The sequence below is a fragment of the Planktothrix mougeotii LEGE 06226 genome (assembly GCF_015207485.1).
In the GTDB taxonomy this organism is placed as follows: Bacteria; Cyanobacteriota; Cyanobacteriia; order Cyanobacteriales; family Microcoleaceae; genus Planktothrix.
Genome location: NZ_JADEWU010000111.1, coordinates 1 through 15,599 on the forward strand (window position 1 = coordinate 1; position 15,599 = coordinate 15,599).

19 protein-coding genes and 1 pseudogene are annotated in these 15,599 nt (G+C 41.0%); 17 read left to right on the top strand and 3 right to left on the bottom strand.

Annotated elements, in window-relative coordinates; all coding sequences use genetic code 11:
- The first annotated feature begins 294 nt into the window (after positions 1–294).
- A complete protein-coding gene (locus IQ236_RS25730; RefSeq protein WP_193871914.1) occupies positions 295–873 on the top strand; it encodes a hypothetical protein in 579 nt (192 codons plus the stop codon).
- Here the strand turns inward: IQ236_RS25730 and IQ236_RS25735 are convergent.
- Positions 815–1,765, bottom strand: coding sequence for a hypothetical protein (locus IQ236_RS25735; protein ID WP_193871915.1), 951 nt, complete (start codon positions 1,763–1,765; stop codon positions 815–817). The genes IQ236_RS25730 and IQ236_RS25735 overlap by 59 nt on opposite strands.
- A 239-nt stretch (positions 1,766–2,004) precedes the next feature.
- On the opposite strand from IQ236_RS25735, the gene IQ236_RS25740 reads away from it, so the two are divergent.
- The 8 genes from IQ236_RS25740 (at position 2,005) to IQ236_RS25775 (ending at position 7,673) form a co-directional block, all read left to right on the top strand.
- Positions 2,005–2,910, top strand: a complete 906-nt coding sequence (locus IQ236_RS25740; protein ID WP_193871916.1) for an MBL fold metallo-hydrolase — start codon at positions 2,005–2,007, stop codon at positions 2,908–2,910.
- A gap of 64 nt (positions 2,911–2,974) precedes the next feature.
- Entirely contained in the window at positions 2,975–4,012 is a 1,038-nt protein-coding gene (locus IQ236_RS25745) for a bifunctional riboflavin kinase/FAD synthetase (protein ID WP_193871917.1), read from the top strand.
- A gap of 88 nt (positions 4,013–4,100) precedes the next feature.
- Positions 4,101–5,009 carry an AAA family ATPase gene (locus IQ236_RS25750; protein ID WP_193871918.1) on the top strand — a complete coding sequence of 303 codons (909 nt, stop codon included), beginning with the start codon at positions 4,101–4,103 and terminating at the stop codon, positions 5,007–5,009.
- 93 nt (positions 5,010–5,102) lie between these two features.
- Positions 5,103–5,333, top strand: coding sequence for a hypothetical protein (locus IQ236_RS25755; RefSeq protein ID WP_193871919.1), 231 nt, complete (start codon positions 5,103–5,105; stop codon positions 5,331–5,333).
- Positions 5,330–5,599: a type II toxin-antitoxin system RelE family toxin gene (locus IQ236_RS25760; RefSeq protein WP_193871920.1), complete on the top strand. Its 270-nt coding sequence runs from the start codon at positions 5,330–5,332 to the stop codon at positions 5,597–5,599. Before IQ236_RS25755 ends, IQ236_RS25760 begins: the two co-directional genes overlap by 4 nt.
- Before the next feature lie 150 nt (positions 5,600–5,749).
- Positions 5,750–5,968 carry a hypothetical protein gene (locus tag IQ236_RS25765; protein ID WP_193871921.1) on the top strand — a complete coding sequence of 73 codons (219 nt, stop codon included), beginning with the start codon at positions 5,750–5,752 and terminating at the stop codon, positions 5,966–5,968.
- 170 nt (positions 5,969–6,138) lie between these two features.
- Positions 6,139–6,813: a hypothetical protein gene (locus tag IQ236_RS25770; protein ID WP_193871922.1), complete on the top strand. Its 675-nt coding sequence runs from the start codon at positions 6,139–6,141 to the stop codon at positions 6,811–6,813.
- Between the two features lie 179 nt (positions 6,814–6,992).
- A complete protein-coding gene (locus IQ236_RS25775; protein WP_193871923.1) occupies positions 6,993–7,673 on the top strand; it encodes a hypothetical protein in 681 nt (226 codons plus the stop codon).
- 189 nt (positions 7,674–7,862) lie between these two features.
- Here the strand turns inward: IQ236_RS25775 and IQ236_RS25780 are convergent.
- Positions 7,863–7,952 (bottom strand): annotated as a pseudogene (locus IQ236_RS25780) (element excision factor XisI family protein); the annotation flags it as partial.
- A 75-nt stretch (positions 7,953–8,027) separates the two neighbouring features.
- On the opposite strand from IQ236_RS25780, the gene IQ236_RS25785 reads away from it, so the two are divergent.
- The 5 genes from IQ236_RS25785 to cydB all read left to right on the top strand — a co-directional run bounded on the left by IQ236_RS25785 (position 8,028) and on the right by cydB (position 11,591).
- On the top strand, positions 8,028–8,297 hold the full coding sequence (locus IQ236_RS25785) for a hypothetical protein (protein WP_193871924.1): 270 nt from the start codon (positions 8,028–8,030) through the stop codon (positions 8,295–8,297).
- Positions 8,257–8,499 carry a hypothetical protein gene (locus IQ236_RS25790; protein WP_193871925.1) on the top strand — a complete coding sequence of 81 codons (243 nt, stop codon included), beginning with the start codon at positions 8,257–8,259 and terminating at the stop codon, positions 8,497–8,499. The genes IQ236_RS25785 and IQ236_RS25790 overlap by 41 nt, the downstream gene beginning before the upstream one ends.
- 2 nt (positions 8,500–8,501) lie before the next feature.
- On the top strand, positions 8,502–8,951 hold the full coding sequence (locus IQ236_RS25795; RefSeq protein ID WP_193871926.1) for an HNH endonuclease: 450 nt from the start codon (positions 8,502–8,504) through the stop codon (positions 8,949–8,951).
- 191 nt (positions 8,952–9,142) lie between these two features.
- Positions 9,143–10,582 (top strand): cytochrome ubiquinol oxidase subunit I, encoded by a 1,440-nt coding sequence (locus IQ236_RS25800; protein WP_193871927.1) that lies wholly within the window; start codon positions 9,143–9,145, stop codon positions 10,580–10,582.
- Positions 10,583–10,589: 7 nt separating this feature from the next.
- A complete protein-coding gene (cydB, locus tag IQ236_RS25805; RefSeq protein WP_193871928.1) occupies positions 10,590–11,591 on the top strand; it encodes a cytochrome d ubiquinol oxidase subunit II in 1,002 nt (333 codons plus the stop codon).
- A 1,023-nt stretch (positions 11,592–12,614) separates the two neighbouring features.
- Here the strand turns inward: cydB and IQ236_RS25810 are convergent.
- A complete protein-coding gene (locus tag IQ236_RS25810; RefSeq protein ID WP_072719612.1) occupies positions 12,615–13,022 on the bottom strand; it encodes an AbrB family transcriptional regulator in 408 nt (135 codons plus the stop codon).
- Between the two features lie 468 nt (positions 13,023–13,490).
- Here IQ236_RS25810 and IQ236_RS25815 point away from each other — a divergent pair, with 468 nt between their 5' ends.
- The 3 genes from IQ236_RS25815 to pyrR all read left to right on the top strand — a co-directional run bounded on the left by IQ236_RS25815 (position 13,491) and on the right by pyrR (position 15,583).
- Positions 13,491–13,934, top strand: coding sequence for an Rrf2 family transcriptional regulator (locus IQ236_RS25815; RefSeq protein WP_193871929.1), 444 nt, complete (start codon positions 13,491–13,493; stop codon positions 13,932–13,934).
- A gap of 63 nt (positions 13,935–13,997) precedes the next feature.
- Positions 13,998–14,996 carry an adenosylcobinamide-phosphate synthase CbiB gene (cbiB, locus tag IQ236_RS25820; protein WP_193871930.1) on the top strand — a complete coding sequence of 333 codons (999 nt, stop codon included), beginning with the start codon at positions 13,998–14,000 and terminating at the stop codon, positions 14,994–14,996.
- Positions 14,997–15,043: 47 nt separating this feature from the next.
- A complete protein-coding gene (pyrR, locus tag IQ236_RS25825) occupies positions 15,044–15,583 on the top strand; it encodes a bifunctional pyr operon transcriptional regulator/uracil phosphoribosyltransferase PyrR (protein WP_193871931.1) in 540 nt (179 codons plus the stop codon).
- Positions 15,584–15,599: the final 16 nt, after the last annotated feature.

The window sequence follows — 15,599 nt, forward strand, 5'->3', positions numbered from 1 at the left end:
CCCGTCCCCCCGTCCCCTTGTCCTCCTCTCCCCCTGCTTTTGTCCTGATTCCCCTTCCGAGCCTTTGTAGGATCTAGTTAATCCTAAATTTGGGTTTGCAAACAGTCTGGGCTGGTTTATAATGAGGGGTGACACCCCTCATGGGTTAAACCCATCTTTTAAGGGCAACTGATTTAAGGATCTCAGTCTGTTAATCCAGTTGTACTCCCCCAAAAGATAGCAGTTTGACACCAGAACGGTTCAATCAACCCTGTTCTATCAATCATTTGGTTGTGGGTAACTATGAAAAACTTTATGGTAGACGAAGACTTTCCGGCTGTTGATTTTATTCAATCCTTAGAATTAGAAACTCCTATTGATTGCGAATCTAATTCATCTGAACTTGTTGTTTATCCTCAACGAGAAGACCAAAATATCGATCCAGAATTGACCGTTAAAGCCTCAACCGAAATTCGATTAGCCTTAGAAGAATTAAATTGTTTTGAAGTCGTTGAAAATCAATTTCAACATTGGGGAATTACGTTTCATAATGCGATCGCCTTACAACCCTCTAATCCCGCTTTTGTCTTAAAACCTGCCACAACAGTCATTATGGGTGCACCCAAAGGGGGAGTCTTAGAAATTAACTTTAAATATCCCGTTCAGCAAGTCTCTGGACTGATTACCAGTTCTCGCGCTACCGTTTTATGCGCCTATGATGCCGAAGGTAAAAAAGTAGCAGAAACCCGGATGAATGTCTCTCCTCATCTCAATACCGATTCCCTAAATTTCCCTAATGCTCAATTAGAATTAAGCGAATTAAATATTAACAAAATTATCTTTGAAACCTTTGATGGTCAATTGATTTTACATCATCTTCAGGTGAAATTCTAACCCTTAATTCTTCAAAATCCCTTCGGTGGTCTTCTGGTTCGAGAATTTGTAAGCCTTCTAATAACGCTTCACGCACAAGGGGTTCATTTTCTTGGTATAACATCAGTTGAAAATACTCAACAATATGAGTTTGATTAATGCCTTGAAAGGACTGAAGAGTCGGTAAAGGTTGCCACCGTTGCGCCTCTAATAATAATTGTCGATTTCCTGAACGTTGGGGAGAATGCTGAAAGGAATCAGTGATTTGACGCACAGCAATCAAGCGTTTCAGGGGATTATCTTGAGTTAAATCTCCCAACCATTGGTTCAGTTGAGATTGAACGTTATTATATTTTTGTTGATACCATTGCCACAAAATTAAGCTTAAAATTCCCAAAATCCCTAAATTTTGTCCGATTAGACTTAAAGCCATTTCAGGACTTTCAGCACTTGTCCAAAGGGATAGAGAAAGATAGAAGAAAATACAAGAACTGACCCCACTACCAACCGTCAAGAACAACTGACGCTGAGAAGGTTCCAACCGTCGATACCAGTTCCACCCCTGGAAATTAATCGGAAGTTCCCGCAGATGGTAAACCCAAGCCATTACCCCCACAGCCAAAGCCGTTGAAAATAAAAGTTTACTATTCCACCATCCCCAAATCCCGAAACCTATTAGCAGGAATAACCAAGTTTTCAACCGTTCAGACCGACGTTGGCCTAACCGCTTCCAAGGTTTAACAAGACGAGTGAATTGCAAGGGGGGTGTCAGGGAAAAATGCTCAGACGGAATAACCGTCCGATTCCTAGAATATAATAGCCTTTGGACTTGATGCAGGACGTGTTGACTCTGAGTTGATAGGCTAATCCGAATTAGCTGAAGATGATCAAGAGTTTTACTGACTTTATCCATACTGAACATCCAAACCAAAGTATTGTATTATGTGATCTCAAATTTGATCTAAAATTAGAGTGGTATTAACGATAGTTTATGTCATTCTGTCGCATCATTTCGGATTGATACAAGATCAACTTCGGTTAAGATAGGATGGATCTTAACTTTGAGGCTTTCAATTAAGTTTTTTCCACCAAAACTTAATCCGAATCAACTTAACCCACTCAACCGTCTAACTCCAACGAGTAATAACACCTATGTCTAATCTACAAAACCAATTCACGGTTCATTTTTGGGGAGTAAGAGGGAGCATCGCGTGTCCGGGTTCGGAGACCGTGCGCTATGGCGGAAATACGCCCTGTATCGAAATGCGAGTGGGTACGGAACGATTGATTTTTGATGGAGGTACGGGGTTACGAGTCCTAGGACAATCCCTCCTCGCTCAAATGCCCGTTACTGCCCATTTATTTTTTACTCATTATCATTGGGATCATATCCAAGGATTTCCCTTTTTTGTTCCGGCTTTTATTAAAATTAATACGTTTTATATCTATGGTACAATTGCTCCCGATGGTTCAACGGTGCAGCATCGTTTAAATGATCAAATGCTCCATCCTAATTTTCCCGTTCCGTTACAAATTATGGGAGCCGACTTAAAGTTTGTCGATATTTCGGTGGGTAATTCGATTCATATTAATGATGAAATTACTGTAGAAACAGCGTTATTAAACCATCCCGGTGAGGCGGTGGGGTATCGAGTGAACTGGCGAAACTATTCAGCGGCTTATGTGTCGGATACAGAACATTTTCCCGATCACTTAGATGAAAATGTGTTATTTTTAGCCCGAAATGCTGATGTTTTAATTTACGATGCTACCTACACGGATGAAGAATATCATGCCGAAAAAACCAGTAAGGTAGGTTGGGGACATTCCACTTGGCAAGAAGCTGTTAAAATCGCTAAAGCTGCCAAGGTAAAACGGTTAGTCATTTTTCATCATGACCCGCTTCATAATGATGATTTTATGGATAAAATTGGTGAACAAGTCGCCGAACAGTTCCCCAATAGTTTAATCGCACGGGAAGGATTATCGATTCAGTTAAGTTCTCCCTTGAATGTCATCAATCCGACACAAGTACAAGCCGTTAGCCGAAATTTGTAAGGGTTTCACCATATTTTTTAATCCGGGCGATCGCAGAAATCCAAATTATGTCAAAATGTGAAGCGTGTGGATAACATCATCGCTTGATACCGTATTAACGCCCACTGCCATTGCTTTGGGAAACTTTGATGGCTTACATCGTGGCCATCAACAGGTGATTCAGCCGATTTTAAAGCGACACTCACCTTTAGATTCCCGACAACGGACAGAGATGCTTTTAGCGAACCCCGTCACCCTGTTGACGTGGGATAGAGGGCTATTGGATAACAATTTAGGAGCAGATCAACCCTGTTATAGTACAGTGGTCACGTTTCATCCCCATCCTCAAGAATTTTTTACAGGTCAACCCAAAAAGTTACTCACCCCCTTAGATGAAAAAGCGGAATGGTTAAAAAAAATGGGGGTAGAACAATGGGTGTTGTTACCGTTTGATGAACAAATGGCAACCTTAAGTCCGAGGGAATTTGTTGAAAGAATTTTAATTCAAAAATTGCAACCTCGTTGTATTAGTGTAGGATTTGATTTCCGCTTTGGAAACAAGCGAACGGGAACAGTGAAGGATTTAGAAAAAATTGCCGGACATCACGGAATTAAAGTTAAAACAGTTCCTTTATATTTATGTGAAAATGGCGAACGGATTAGCAGTTCAGAAATTCGCACGTCTTTAGAAAAGGGTGTAATTCGTCGCGCCAATCAATTATTAGGAAGATCCTATCATTTAGTCGGTGCAGTGGTTCAAGGTCAACAGTTAGGACGAACAATTGGGTTTCCTACCGCTAATTTACACATCCCCCCGGAAAAGTTTTTACCGAGCTATGGGGTTTATGCGGTGAAAGTCTCAGAAACAGAAAATAATGCTAATTTGGGGTTGGTAAATCATCCGGCGGTGATGAATATTGGCTGTCGTCCAACCGTCGCAGGTCAAAGCGTCACTGTCGAGGTTCATTTATTAAATTGGTCAGGAGATTTATATGGAAAAACCTTAAAGGTTAGCCTAGAAGAATTCTTGCGACCGGAACAGAAATTTGCCTGTTTAGATGAGCTTAAAACTCAAATTAAGGCGGATTGTTTACAAGCCAAGGAGATACTAGACCCAACGTAGAGACGAGCCCCGGCGCGTCTCTCTCTCTTTCACCCAGGATTATAATTGACACCATTGCATTTTGTCTTCCTATCAATAAAAATATCCCATGAAACAAAGAATTGAACATCTAAAACACAATTTAAGCCGGACAATTGTTGGAAAAGAAGATGCTATTCGGTTAACGTTAGTCGCCCTATTAGCGGGGGGTCATGCGTTATTAGAAGATGTACCCGGTGTGGGAAAAACCTTACTCGCAAAATCCCTCGCGCGTTCCATTGCGGGACAATTTCAACGCATTCAATGTACACCGGATTTATTACCTACAGATATCACCGGAACCAATATTTGGAACCCCCGCACGGGAGAATTTGAGTTTCTTCCAGGGCCAATTTTTACTAATATTTTATTAACCGATGAAATTAACCGAGCGACGCCTCGAACTCAGTCCGCGTTATTAGAAGTCATGGAAGAACGACAAGTCACCGTTGATGGGGTGTCTCGGTTTGTTCCGAAACCGTTTTTTGTGATAGCAACTCAAAACCCCATTGAATATCAAGGGACGTTTCCCTTACCGGAAGCCCAAATGGATCGATTTTTATTATCCTTAACGTTAGGATATCCCAGCGAAGCCGAAGAATTGCAAATGTTACAACGCTTATCGGATGGGATAACGGTGGATGATTTAGAACCTTGTATTTCTCAGGATGAGGTGTTAGAACTGCAAAATTGGTGTCATCAAGTTAAGATAGAAACCTCGTTACAACAGTATATTCTGAATTTAGTTAGAGCCACAAGAGAATCAGAAGAAATCACATTAGGGGTAAGTCCTCGTGGCACCATTGCTTTACATCGAGCCACTCAAGCTTTAGCGTTTTTATTAGGAAGAGATTATGGCACACCAGATGATGTGAAATACTTGGCTCCCCATGTCTTATCCCATCGTTTAATTCCAGCCGGAGGAAGACGGTCAAAAACAATTATTGAACAGTTATTAAGAACAGTTCCCATACCCTAGTAGTGAGCCCTTCAGGGCTCTTTAGGATGCGCTAAATCGCAACAACGGTTACAATAAAGACGCATAGTAGTGAGTGTTTACCGTTGTTAAGCTATGACTGAACTACTTCGACAAGCGATTGCTCAAATTAAAAAACTTCCACCCGATCAGCAGGATGCGATCGCTGCTCGATTTTTGGCAGAATTGCAAGACGAGCAAAAATGGGAAAATCGTTTCGCTACCACGACAGACGATCAATGGGATCAGATGGCGGCAATGGTGCATCAGGAGATAGCGGCAGGTGAAACCGTTCCACTTGATAAAATTTTTCCTAGACAAAAATGAAATCAAGTGTCACAAAGTCATTTCGCAAGCGTTTGAACGAGCTTCCTATATCAGTTCAGGAACAAGCCGCTAAAGCCTACGCTCTTTGGCAGGAAGACCCTTATCATCCAAGTCTTCAGTTCAAACGAGTCAGTCAGAAGCAACCAATTTATTCTGCTCGTGTCAGCATTAACTACCGTGTTCTGGGTTTGTTGGAATCCGACCATATCTACTGGTACTGGATTGGCACACATGATGAGTACGATGAATTCCTGAAACGTATGTAGTTTGAGCCGATCGGCGAAGACGGTCAAAAACAATTATTGAACAATTATTAAACGGTTTCAATACCTTAAGTTGTGAGTTCTTCAGGGCTCTTTAGGATGCACTCAAGCGCAACAACGGATTATAATTGACATCAATGTTAAATATCAAATATGACTGAGCTACTTGAATGTGTAATCGCCCGATTAAAAACCTTACCTTCTAGTCAGCAAGATGCGATCGCAACCATGATCCTAGAAGAACTTGAAGATGAGCGTCGCTGGGATGAGTCATTTACTCGTTCCCCAGATCTGTTAGCTAAACTTGCAGCCGAGGCGATGGCTGAATACCATGCAGGCAAAACGCAAGAGTTAGATCCAGAAACATTGTGAAATCTCGTACAACCACTCAATTTCGTAAAATGTTTGCCACTCTACCAGAGCCGGTTCAGGAACAAACCCGTAAGGCATATCGGCAATTCAAGCAAGATCCAAGTTATCCCAGCTTGCGATTCAAAAAAGTCCATCCCAGATAACACAGTCTTTTATTAATTGCATCCTTTGTGTTTAACAATCAAAAACTTGTCAACCGATTACTAGCCAAAATCAGTGAGGCAGAGAAAGAAACATTAGAAGACTTGATCAGTGAAAGAATTGAACAGGAACCTGCTGTCACAGACCGTCTTTTAGGAGTTATGCAATATCTCCTAAATCATCAAACAATTGCTGGGGTAAGATGGCGTGCCAAAACACTAGCGGATAGAGGACGTGGAAGCCAAGAAAATAATTATGGAGCAGACTTTCTTGCTGCGCTAGAAATTGATCTTCAAGGATACCAAGTCAAGAAGGGATTTTTGGCACAGTCAAAATTAATTGAGCCAAGCGAGAACTTTAGTAGTAGAAATTTTGAAAAGATGCGCGAGCAATGCGAAAAAATGCTCAAGCATTCTCCTGCATCTTATGTTTTCTTGTATTCCCAACAGTCGGGGATTACGGTAATTCCGGCAATAGAAGTGGTTGGAGCGAGAAACTGTAATCCTCATGAGCTAACCAACCGAACAATGAGACAATTTTACAAGGAACATTTTGAGTGTTTCATTGGAGATCGATCTATTCAAAGTGCTACCCCTCAAGCACTTCGAGAATTAAGCGAACGATTTGATGCGAGGAGTGCCATCCTCATCTCTGGTGTTGATTCACGCACAGAATTGCAACTTAACCTCTTTGATGTAGAGTAAAGAGCCATTGGCTACTTTCGCATCATCCCTTCTATAACGATGACAACGAATGACTCTGATTTGCAAGCTCAAGCTCGAATGAAAGATCTTGATGATGTTGCAAAGGTTGTTGACAGCCACTCAACCGGAACGTTAACTACCAGATGTATCTTGCTTAAAAACTATAAGATTCTTCAGATATGAGTGAACAAACGATCTCAGAGAAACTTTTTGAAAGATTTTGCAAGGAAAATAAAATTCAATTATCTCGAATTGAAGTCTCTATAATTCCTGGAAAAAAAGAACCTGATTATGAGATAGAAACATCCTTGGGAAAAGTTTTGGTTGAAGTCAAGCAATTTGATCCAAATTCGGAGGAGCTTAAGCTTCAGAAGCAGTTGGAGGATAGGGGGTGGACAGATGCCTTTGGAGGAGAACCTGGTGCCAAGGTAAGGTTGAAGATTCAATCTGCTGCTAAACAGCTTAAATCTCGTGGTGCTGGTTCTGTCCCTAGCATGGTCGTTTTATACAACAACGTGCCGATTAGTAGAAGAGGAACAGATCCTTACGAAATTAAAACAGCAATGTATGGAATGGAAAAAATTGACTTTAGTGTTGCTTCGCATATATCTGGAACAAGTGTAAAAGATCGGGGTTTTGGTACTAAGCGCAAAATGACTCAAAGTAGCAATACTTCTATCAGCGCAGTCGCTGCTCTTTACAGTGGATTAGATCAGCAATTATTAATATGTGTCTTTCATAATATCTACGCAGCTAAACCGTTAGATATTCACTCTTTTCAAGGTGAAAAAATTAAGCATTACGCTATTGCTGATAAGGTACCAGGACAATTTCAGGAATGGAAAGAAATTGGAGGCTAACACTTCACGGCATCGGATGGACAAAAAAAAGCGTTGGTGAAGTTACCAAAGTTGCCTGTCGCCACTGACTTCTAAGGTTATCTCCTATCCTAAACTACACTAACTTAATGGAGTTGCAAGTTCATCAAGAGAGAAAATCAATAAAGCATCTTAACTTGGCAGGTAAAAATCTTCCTTTTGAATCTAAATTTAACCCATTCCATAACGACTAAATTGGCGATTGACAGGGGAATAAAAACCCAGAATAATATCAGAAGTCGGTACACCCATTTCAATTAATCTCTCGGCAACACTTCATCAAGACTTTGGTTACAATAAAGACGCAGAGTAGTGAGTGTTTACCGTTGTTAAGCTATGACTGAACTACTTCGACAAGCGATTGCTCAAATTGAAAAACTTCCACCCGATCAGCAGGATGCGATCGCGGCTCGATTTTTGGCAGAATTGCAAGACGAGCAAAAATGGGAAAATCGTTTCGCTGTCACGACAGACAATCAATGGGATCAGATGGCAGCAATGGTGCGTCAACAGATAGCGGAAGGTGAAACCGTTCCACTTGATAACATAGTCTTTGAGGTGAATAATGAATGCACAACTGATGATTCAACCCTCCTCTTTTATTGATGCTGGAATTCAAATCAAGCCAGTTCGAGGATTGTTCTTATTCAAATTTAGCGAAGATCTGCAAGAGCGACTAGAGAGTCTGAACGAGAAACAGCGAGAGTCGCAGTTGACAAGCGATGAAGCAGTAGAGTTGACTGGAATTTTGGAACTCGACCGAATTTTCACGCTCCTCAATGCAAAAATTATTGCTGAGTCTATGTAGGTATGGCGATTTCAAAAAAGATTCGGCAACAGGTTCGAGAACGGGCTAAGTATTTGTGTGAATACTGTCACTCTTCCGAAGAAGCCAGTGCAGCCAGATTTGAAATTGATCACATCCAGCCGCGATCGCGTGGAGGCGCAAATACATTTGAAAATTTGGCTTTGGCTTGTCAGCGATGTAATAGCTACCGTTACAACTTTACAGAAGGAACTGACCCAGAATCTCAAGTTTCTACTCATTTGTTTAACCCACGACTGGATCAGTGGAATGAGCATTTTGTTTGGGAGAAGGGCGGTCTGGTGATTCGAGGCAAGACTTCAATTGGACGTGCAACGTGTGATCGCTTAGATTTGAACGACCAAGAGCATAATGAGGGGGCAATTGTTAAAGCACGTCGTCTTTGGATTCATGGCGGTTGGCATCCACCATCCGATGATGCTATTGAATCTTAACTCAGGACGTACAAAAAAAGCCGTATGATCAATAGCAAAATCGTTGCTAAATGTGTTAGGGTTAAGTTATTTTTTTATCAAAATTATTTGACGTTTTGTCAAATTATGAAACATTAAGAAATTCCAGTGAAACTAAGTTTAAAAACTCGAATCAAGTTAAATTACTCATCGATGAACTGATAGAGATAAACATGGAATTTTTGTCCGATACTGTGGTTTTATCACGGATTCAATTTGCCTTGACTGCAATTTTTCATATGCTATGGCCTGTGATCACAACAGGAATGGCAATTTATTTAGTGATTGTCGAAGGATTGTGGCTAAAAACTCGCAATCGAGACTATTATTATCATGCTAGATTTTGGTCAAAACTCTATGTTCTTAACTTTGGAATTGGTGTAGCATCCGGTTTACCAATGGAATTCCAATTTGGTACAAACTGGGCGCCCTTTTCAGAAGCCGTCGGAGATTTTTTTGGCAGTATTTTAGGCTTTGAAGGCTCAATGGCTTTCATGTTAGAAGCCGGATTTTTAGGAATTATGTTGTTTGGCTGGGAGCGAGTTAATCCCCGGATTCATTACCTAGCAACTATCATGGTCGCATTTGGGGCGAATCTTTCTACCTTCTGGATTTTAACCGCCAATTCCTGGTTACAAACACCATCGGGGACAGAATTAATTAATGGAAAATTTATCGTTCATGACTACTTTCAAGCCATTCTAAATCCGTTTATGGCGAAAAGTTTTCTCCATATGTTTTTCGCCACCCTAGAAACTTCCCTATTTGTAATTGGTGGAATTAGTGCTTGGTATATTCTGAATCAACGTCATCCTGCTTTTTTTGCTAAGTCTTTCAAAATTGTCTTAGCGGCGACGATTGCGGTAACTCCCCTACAAATTTATATTGGGCATTTAAGTGCTGAACAAGTCTATCATTATCAACCGACTAAATTAGCAGCAATAGAAGCCAAATGGGAAACGACTCCCGCCGGAGAAACTGCTGATTGGACGCTGTTAGCCTTCCCGAATGAAAAAGCCCAAAAAAATGATTGGGAATTGTCAATCCCCAACGGTTTAGGATATGTATTAGAGTTTAAAAAACAACTCTCTGAACCCGTTTTAGGATTAAAAGCTTGGAAACCCGAAGACCGTCCTCGGATGGTGGGATTGATTTATTATGCCTTTCGGGTTATGAGTGGAATTGGTTTCTTTTTAGCAGGTTTAATGCTAGTCACTGTATTTCAATGGTGGCGAGGAAAATTATCAGCTTCAGAAATTTCTCAACAACGTTGGTTATTACGCGCTTGGTTGTTTGCCGCTCCTTTGGGATATATTGCAGTTGAATCCGGTTGGATTGTGCGTTGTGTGGGACGACAACCCTGGACAGTTTATGGACAAGTTCGCACCGTTGATGCAGCGTCTCATTTACCGCCAGGAGAGGTTTTAAGCTCGTTATTAGTATTTACAACAATTTACACAATTTTATTGATTTCTGCCCTCTATTTTGGCAGTAAAATTATTCGCCAAGGGCCGAATTTACAACTCTCAATTCCTGGGGAAGAAAAACAGGCATTAGAGACAACTCCAGCGACCCATATCCCTGATAGTCGCCCTTTAGAAACTCAACAATAGGAGAATTATGGAGAGTTTAACGCATTTTTTGGATCAGGTTTGGTTTGTAATTCTAGCCCTTTTTCTACTTTTATATGTGATGTTAGATGGATTTGATTTAGGGGTAGGAATTTTATCTCTCACCAGTTCTGATGAACAACGTCGCAGTATTTTGATGACCAGTTTGGGCAATGTTTGGGATGCCAATGAAACTTGGTTAGTGTTAATGGGAGGGGCTTTATTTGGGGCGTTTCCTTTAGCTTATGCTACTATCCTAAATGCTCTTTATATTCCCATTTTTGGCATGATTTTTGGATTGATTTTTCGGGCGGTGGCTTTTGAGTTTCGAGAACACGCAGACAACAAATTACTCTGGAATTTTGCTTTTGGAGCGGGAAGTTTTTTGGCTGCACTTTCTCAGGGATTTGCATTAGGAGGAGTTTTACAAGGGATTGCAGTAGATGAGCTTGGACATTTTACTGGAGGAATGTGGGATTGGTTAGATTGGCGATCGCTATTGGTGGCGCTAACTTTAATTCAAGGTTATGTTTTAATTGGCTCTACTTATTTAATCATGAAGACTGAGGGAGAGTTGCAAATCATCCATTATCGCACCGCTAAACTGGCTGCTTTAACAACATTAGCGGGTGCAATTTTAATTACGATTTCGACCCCTTTTGTTTCTGAGAATATCCGAATTAAGTTGTTTCATGAGCCAGAAATTTATGTGTTTGCGTTGATTCCGATTTTGGGTCTTCTTTTTGTGGGGTTGCTATTAAGAAGTCTGAAACAACGGGAGGAAACAACACCTTTTATTTGGACAATTTTAATCTTTTTGATCACGTTTATCGGCTTAGGGTTAATCGTTTTTCCCTATATTATTCCTCCTTCGATCACCATTTATCAAGCTGCTGCTTCCCCTAGTGCTTTAGTGTTCATGATCACTTTTATTGGTTTTCTAATTCCCATTATGTTGTTTTATAATATCTATAACTATGTTGTGTTTAGAGGTAAGGTGATTGAATCGTAGTGAGCCCTTCAGGACTCTTTAACATGGGTTCAAGCGCAACAACAAATTATCCCCATAGGATTATCGACATCAATCCAGAATTATAGCAACCGCTTTAGTGGTTAGGACATACAATTTCAGGAGTTTGATGCAGAAGTTTTCCGTATATTGTTCCGATCAGATATGTTATGAGGAAAGTTTCTGTATAATGTATAGTTATACACCAATTGATCCAAATGGAGAGGCCTTTCGATTTGCCACATCCCGCCGTGGCGACCAACATCTGAAAGAGACAAGCACCATCAATATCGAGGTGTTTGGAGAGGCAATGTCAACTCTCAATGGGGTCTTTGATTTCTGGTGCGATGTCACGTCAGAGCTTTTTGATAAAAAAATGGAGACTCAGAGTTAGGATAAGTGATTAAGTTGGAAGATTTTGTGCGTGCGCGTTGCTTACGCACCCTACGATTGATATGAGAATAGCTGGCTGTCTGTGCCAATTGACATCAATTACACTAACTTAATAGAGTTGCAAATTCATCAAGAGAGAAAATCAATAAAGCATCTTAACTTGGCAGGTAAAAATCTTTCTTTTGAATCTAAATTTAACCCATTGCATAACGAGTAAATTGGCGTTTGAAAGGGGAATGAAAACCCAAAATATATGGTTTACTGACTACGATAATAAGCCAGTGGGTGTTACCTACGTTGCGCCAGAACGAATGACTGATGGGACACAGATGGTGTGGATCAAATTGTCTTTCGCAAGTTATTGGGAAGTGTTGCCACATAACAATCCCGTTTGACGTTGATCCGCTTCCTGCTCATTCATCTGAGCTAGGATAAAAAAGCAGGTATCAAAAGCTGGCTAATACCAATCTAGGAAGCGATCAAACAAAACAGGCAACTTATTCCAATTAATAAATATAACAATAGCTGGCAGCGACTTAAAAAGAGCCATTGCCAGTCTAAAGGATTTGTACGTTAAAACAGCGTACAACAGTGATTAAATTCAGTCTGAGGATTAAATAGAAGACGATAATCCTATGATTCTTCTTCTTCGTCTCCCGCTTCAACTTGTTTGAGGTGAATATGCTTACGTCCTAGAGAAATTTCAAATTCATCACCAGGATTCAAATCCATTTGTTTTGTATAAGCCGCACCAATTAACAAGTTACCATTTGACTGAACACTAATCCGATAACTAGCGGAGCGTCCACCCCGTCCATTTCCTTGTTGTTTGCCATCTAACTCAATTCCCTCTGCATCAATCAGAGCATTCAGGAATTTCATCATGTTGACGCGCTCAACATTGTTTTTAGTCAGGGTGTAGTAACCACATTCTCTAGCTTTCTCTTCTTTGCTCAGATGTTCAAGTCCTTTGACTTTATCGAGTAAAGCTTCTCCGGTCAGAGGCTGAGGTTGAGGATCAGAACTTTTCTTTTTAACCATTAACTCTTCCTGTAAATATTTTACAAAAGGTCTTGACTTTTTTCTGGAATGGCTGTTCAGTCACCCAGAGGGTTTAGCTAGATCGCTACTTGAGAAACTATATTACACTAATTAACGAAATTGTTCACCTGTTTCTTAAATTTTTTAACAGATCTAATCGAGATCAAGGAGTTGAGTGGAAGGGTGGGACATCCAACACCTGACCATCACCTTCAGCTATCAGCTTGTCAGCAATAGTATCGATCTCCATCGCATCAAGTCCAACCCCCCTTTCAACAGAAAACTTACCTGTCCAGACTGATGAGAAGTTATCAACTCCAGACTAAACTCTTGGGAGGGGGTTATTACTGCCATTTTCCTGTGAGTTGTCGCGAATTCCTTTTAGGTATGCTCAACTTGGTAGAATCTGTCAAGACCATCTTTACCCTTTAAAACTCAATTGCAAAGTTATTTATTTTATTACCGAGGATGAAGTTAACTACACGGGGACACTATAGCGTTAAAGCCTTACTCGATCTATCCTTACAACGGGGGATCGGGCCGACTTCTGTAAACGCGATCGCACAGCGCCAAAATATTCCTGCACCCTATCTGGAAAAACTCTTAATTGAGATGCGACGATCGGGGTTAGTTGAATCAGTTCGAGGCGCTCAAGGAGGCTATCAATTGGCAAAATCTCCAGCCCAAATCTCCCTAGGACAGATCTTAGAAGCAGTAGGAGAAACCATTGAACCTTTACCCCGCCATCAAGCGGATGTTGAACAAGCAGAAGATTGGGTAACTTTTACCCTGTGGAATCGCTTACACCAAAAGCTGAAAGAGGCTCTCTATGGGATTTCCCTCGAAGATCTCTATTATGATGCTCGCAGTTGGCAAGCTGCACAAGGGGAAGAAACAAGTTTTGTGGTTTAGAGAATTTTGAATCCGAGAATCTTCCTCCAACATCCAGTGTCCTTTTCAATTTATCCTTTGTCCATGACGGATTTTAATTCCCTGATCATTTTATTCATTGCTGCTGGATTAGATTATCTCATTGGAGATCCCCAAAGTTGGTTTCATCCAGTGCAGGGGATGGGCTGGGTAATTACTCACTATACGCAATTTTTCTTTAAACACTTAAACCAACCCATAATCCTTCGAGTTGCAGGGGTATTCCTCACCCTGATTGTCGTCTTAGGGAGTGCCTTAACAGCGGCTTTAATTGGATATAGTGTGCAAGCATTAGTCGTTCAATTTCCTTGGAATCCTATTTTGAGCATTGCAGTAGAAAGTATCCTCTTGGCCAGTTGTTTTGCGGGTCGAAGTTTAAGGGATGCCGCCGAGGATGTTCTGTACTGGATTGATCAAAAAGATTTAGTCACGGCTCGTCAACGATTAAGTTGTTATGTGGGTCGAGATACGGAAAGCCTATCCGAGCCAGAAATCCTTAGAGCCGTTTTGGAAACGGTCACAGAAAATGCCACCGATGGAGTCATGGCCCCTTTATTTTATGCCCTAATTGGTGCACTATTTCCCGTTGTGGGTAGTGTCCCTCTTGCTTTTGCCTACAAAGCCGCCAGTACCCTCGATTCTATGGTGGGTTATCGAGAAGCACCTTACAAGGATATCGGATGGTTTAGTGCCAAATTAGAAGATGTTTTAACGTGGCTTCCCTGTCGATTAACGGTTATCACAATTGCTATCTTATCAGGAAAACCTAAATCTGTTTTAAACATTTGTCAACGAGATGCTGTTTTTGATCCGAGTCCCAATGCTGGATGGAGTGAATGCGCTTATGCTGCCGCTTTAGGCGTACAACTCGGAGGAGAAAATTCCTATGGAGGGGTAATCAAACACAAACCTTTATTGGGAGATCCCCAACAACCGATTACATCTACCACAATTGAACACGCATTACAACTGACTCGATATAGTTTTTTAATCGCGTTAGGATTATTTGCAGGGGGATTTATCCTTTGGCGCCTGGGAAACTAATCCCGAATATCTTTAAAAAACTCAAGATTGTTAATCTTTAATCCAATATGACAAAAATTGTTGAAATTCTATCGGCGACTGAACTCCGGCGAACCCTCAACCGAATGGCTTCCCAAATTGTAGAAAAATATGGGGATTTAGAAAATTTAGTTTTATTGGGAATCTATACCAAGGGGGTTCCCTTAGCAAAACTTTTAGCTCACCAAATTGAGGTCTTAGAACAGGTTTCGGTTTCTGTGGGTGCGTTAGATATTACGTTTTATCGAGATGATTTGGATCAAGTCGGAATGCGAACCCCTGAAAAAACCACCATTCCCTTTGACTTGACGGGGAAAACCGTTGTTTTAGTGGATGATGTCATTTATAAAGGGAGAACCATTCGCGCCGCCCTTAACGCCGTGATTGATTATGGTCGTCCTGAAACCATTGGGTTAGCTGTTCTTGTAGATCGAGGTCATCGTCAACTTCCCATTCACCCCGATTTTATTGGAAAAATACTCCCCACCGCTAAAGAAGAACAGGTGAAAGTTTATTTAGAAGACCTGGATGGACGAGATGCGGTTGAGTTGCTGTCTCCGAGTTCTTAAGGACAAGGGGATTAGG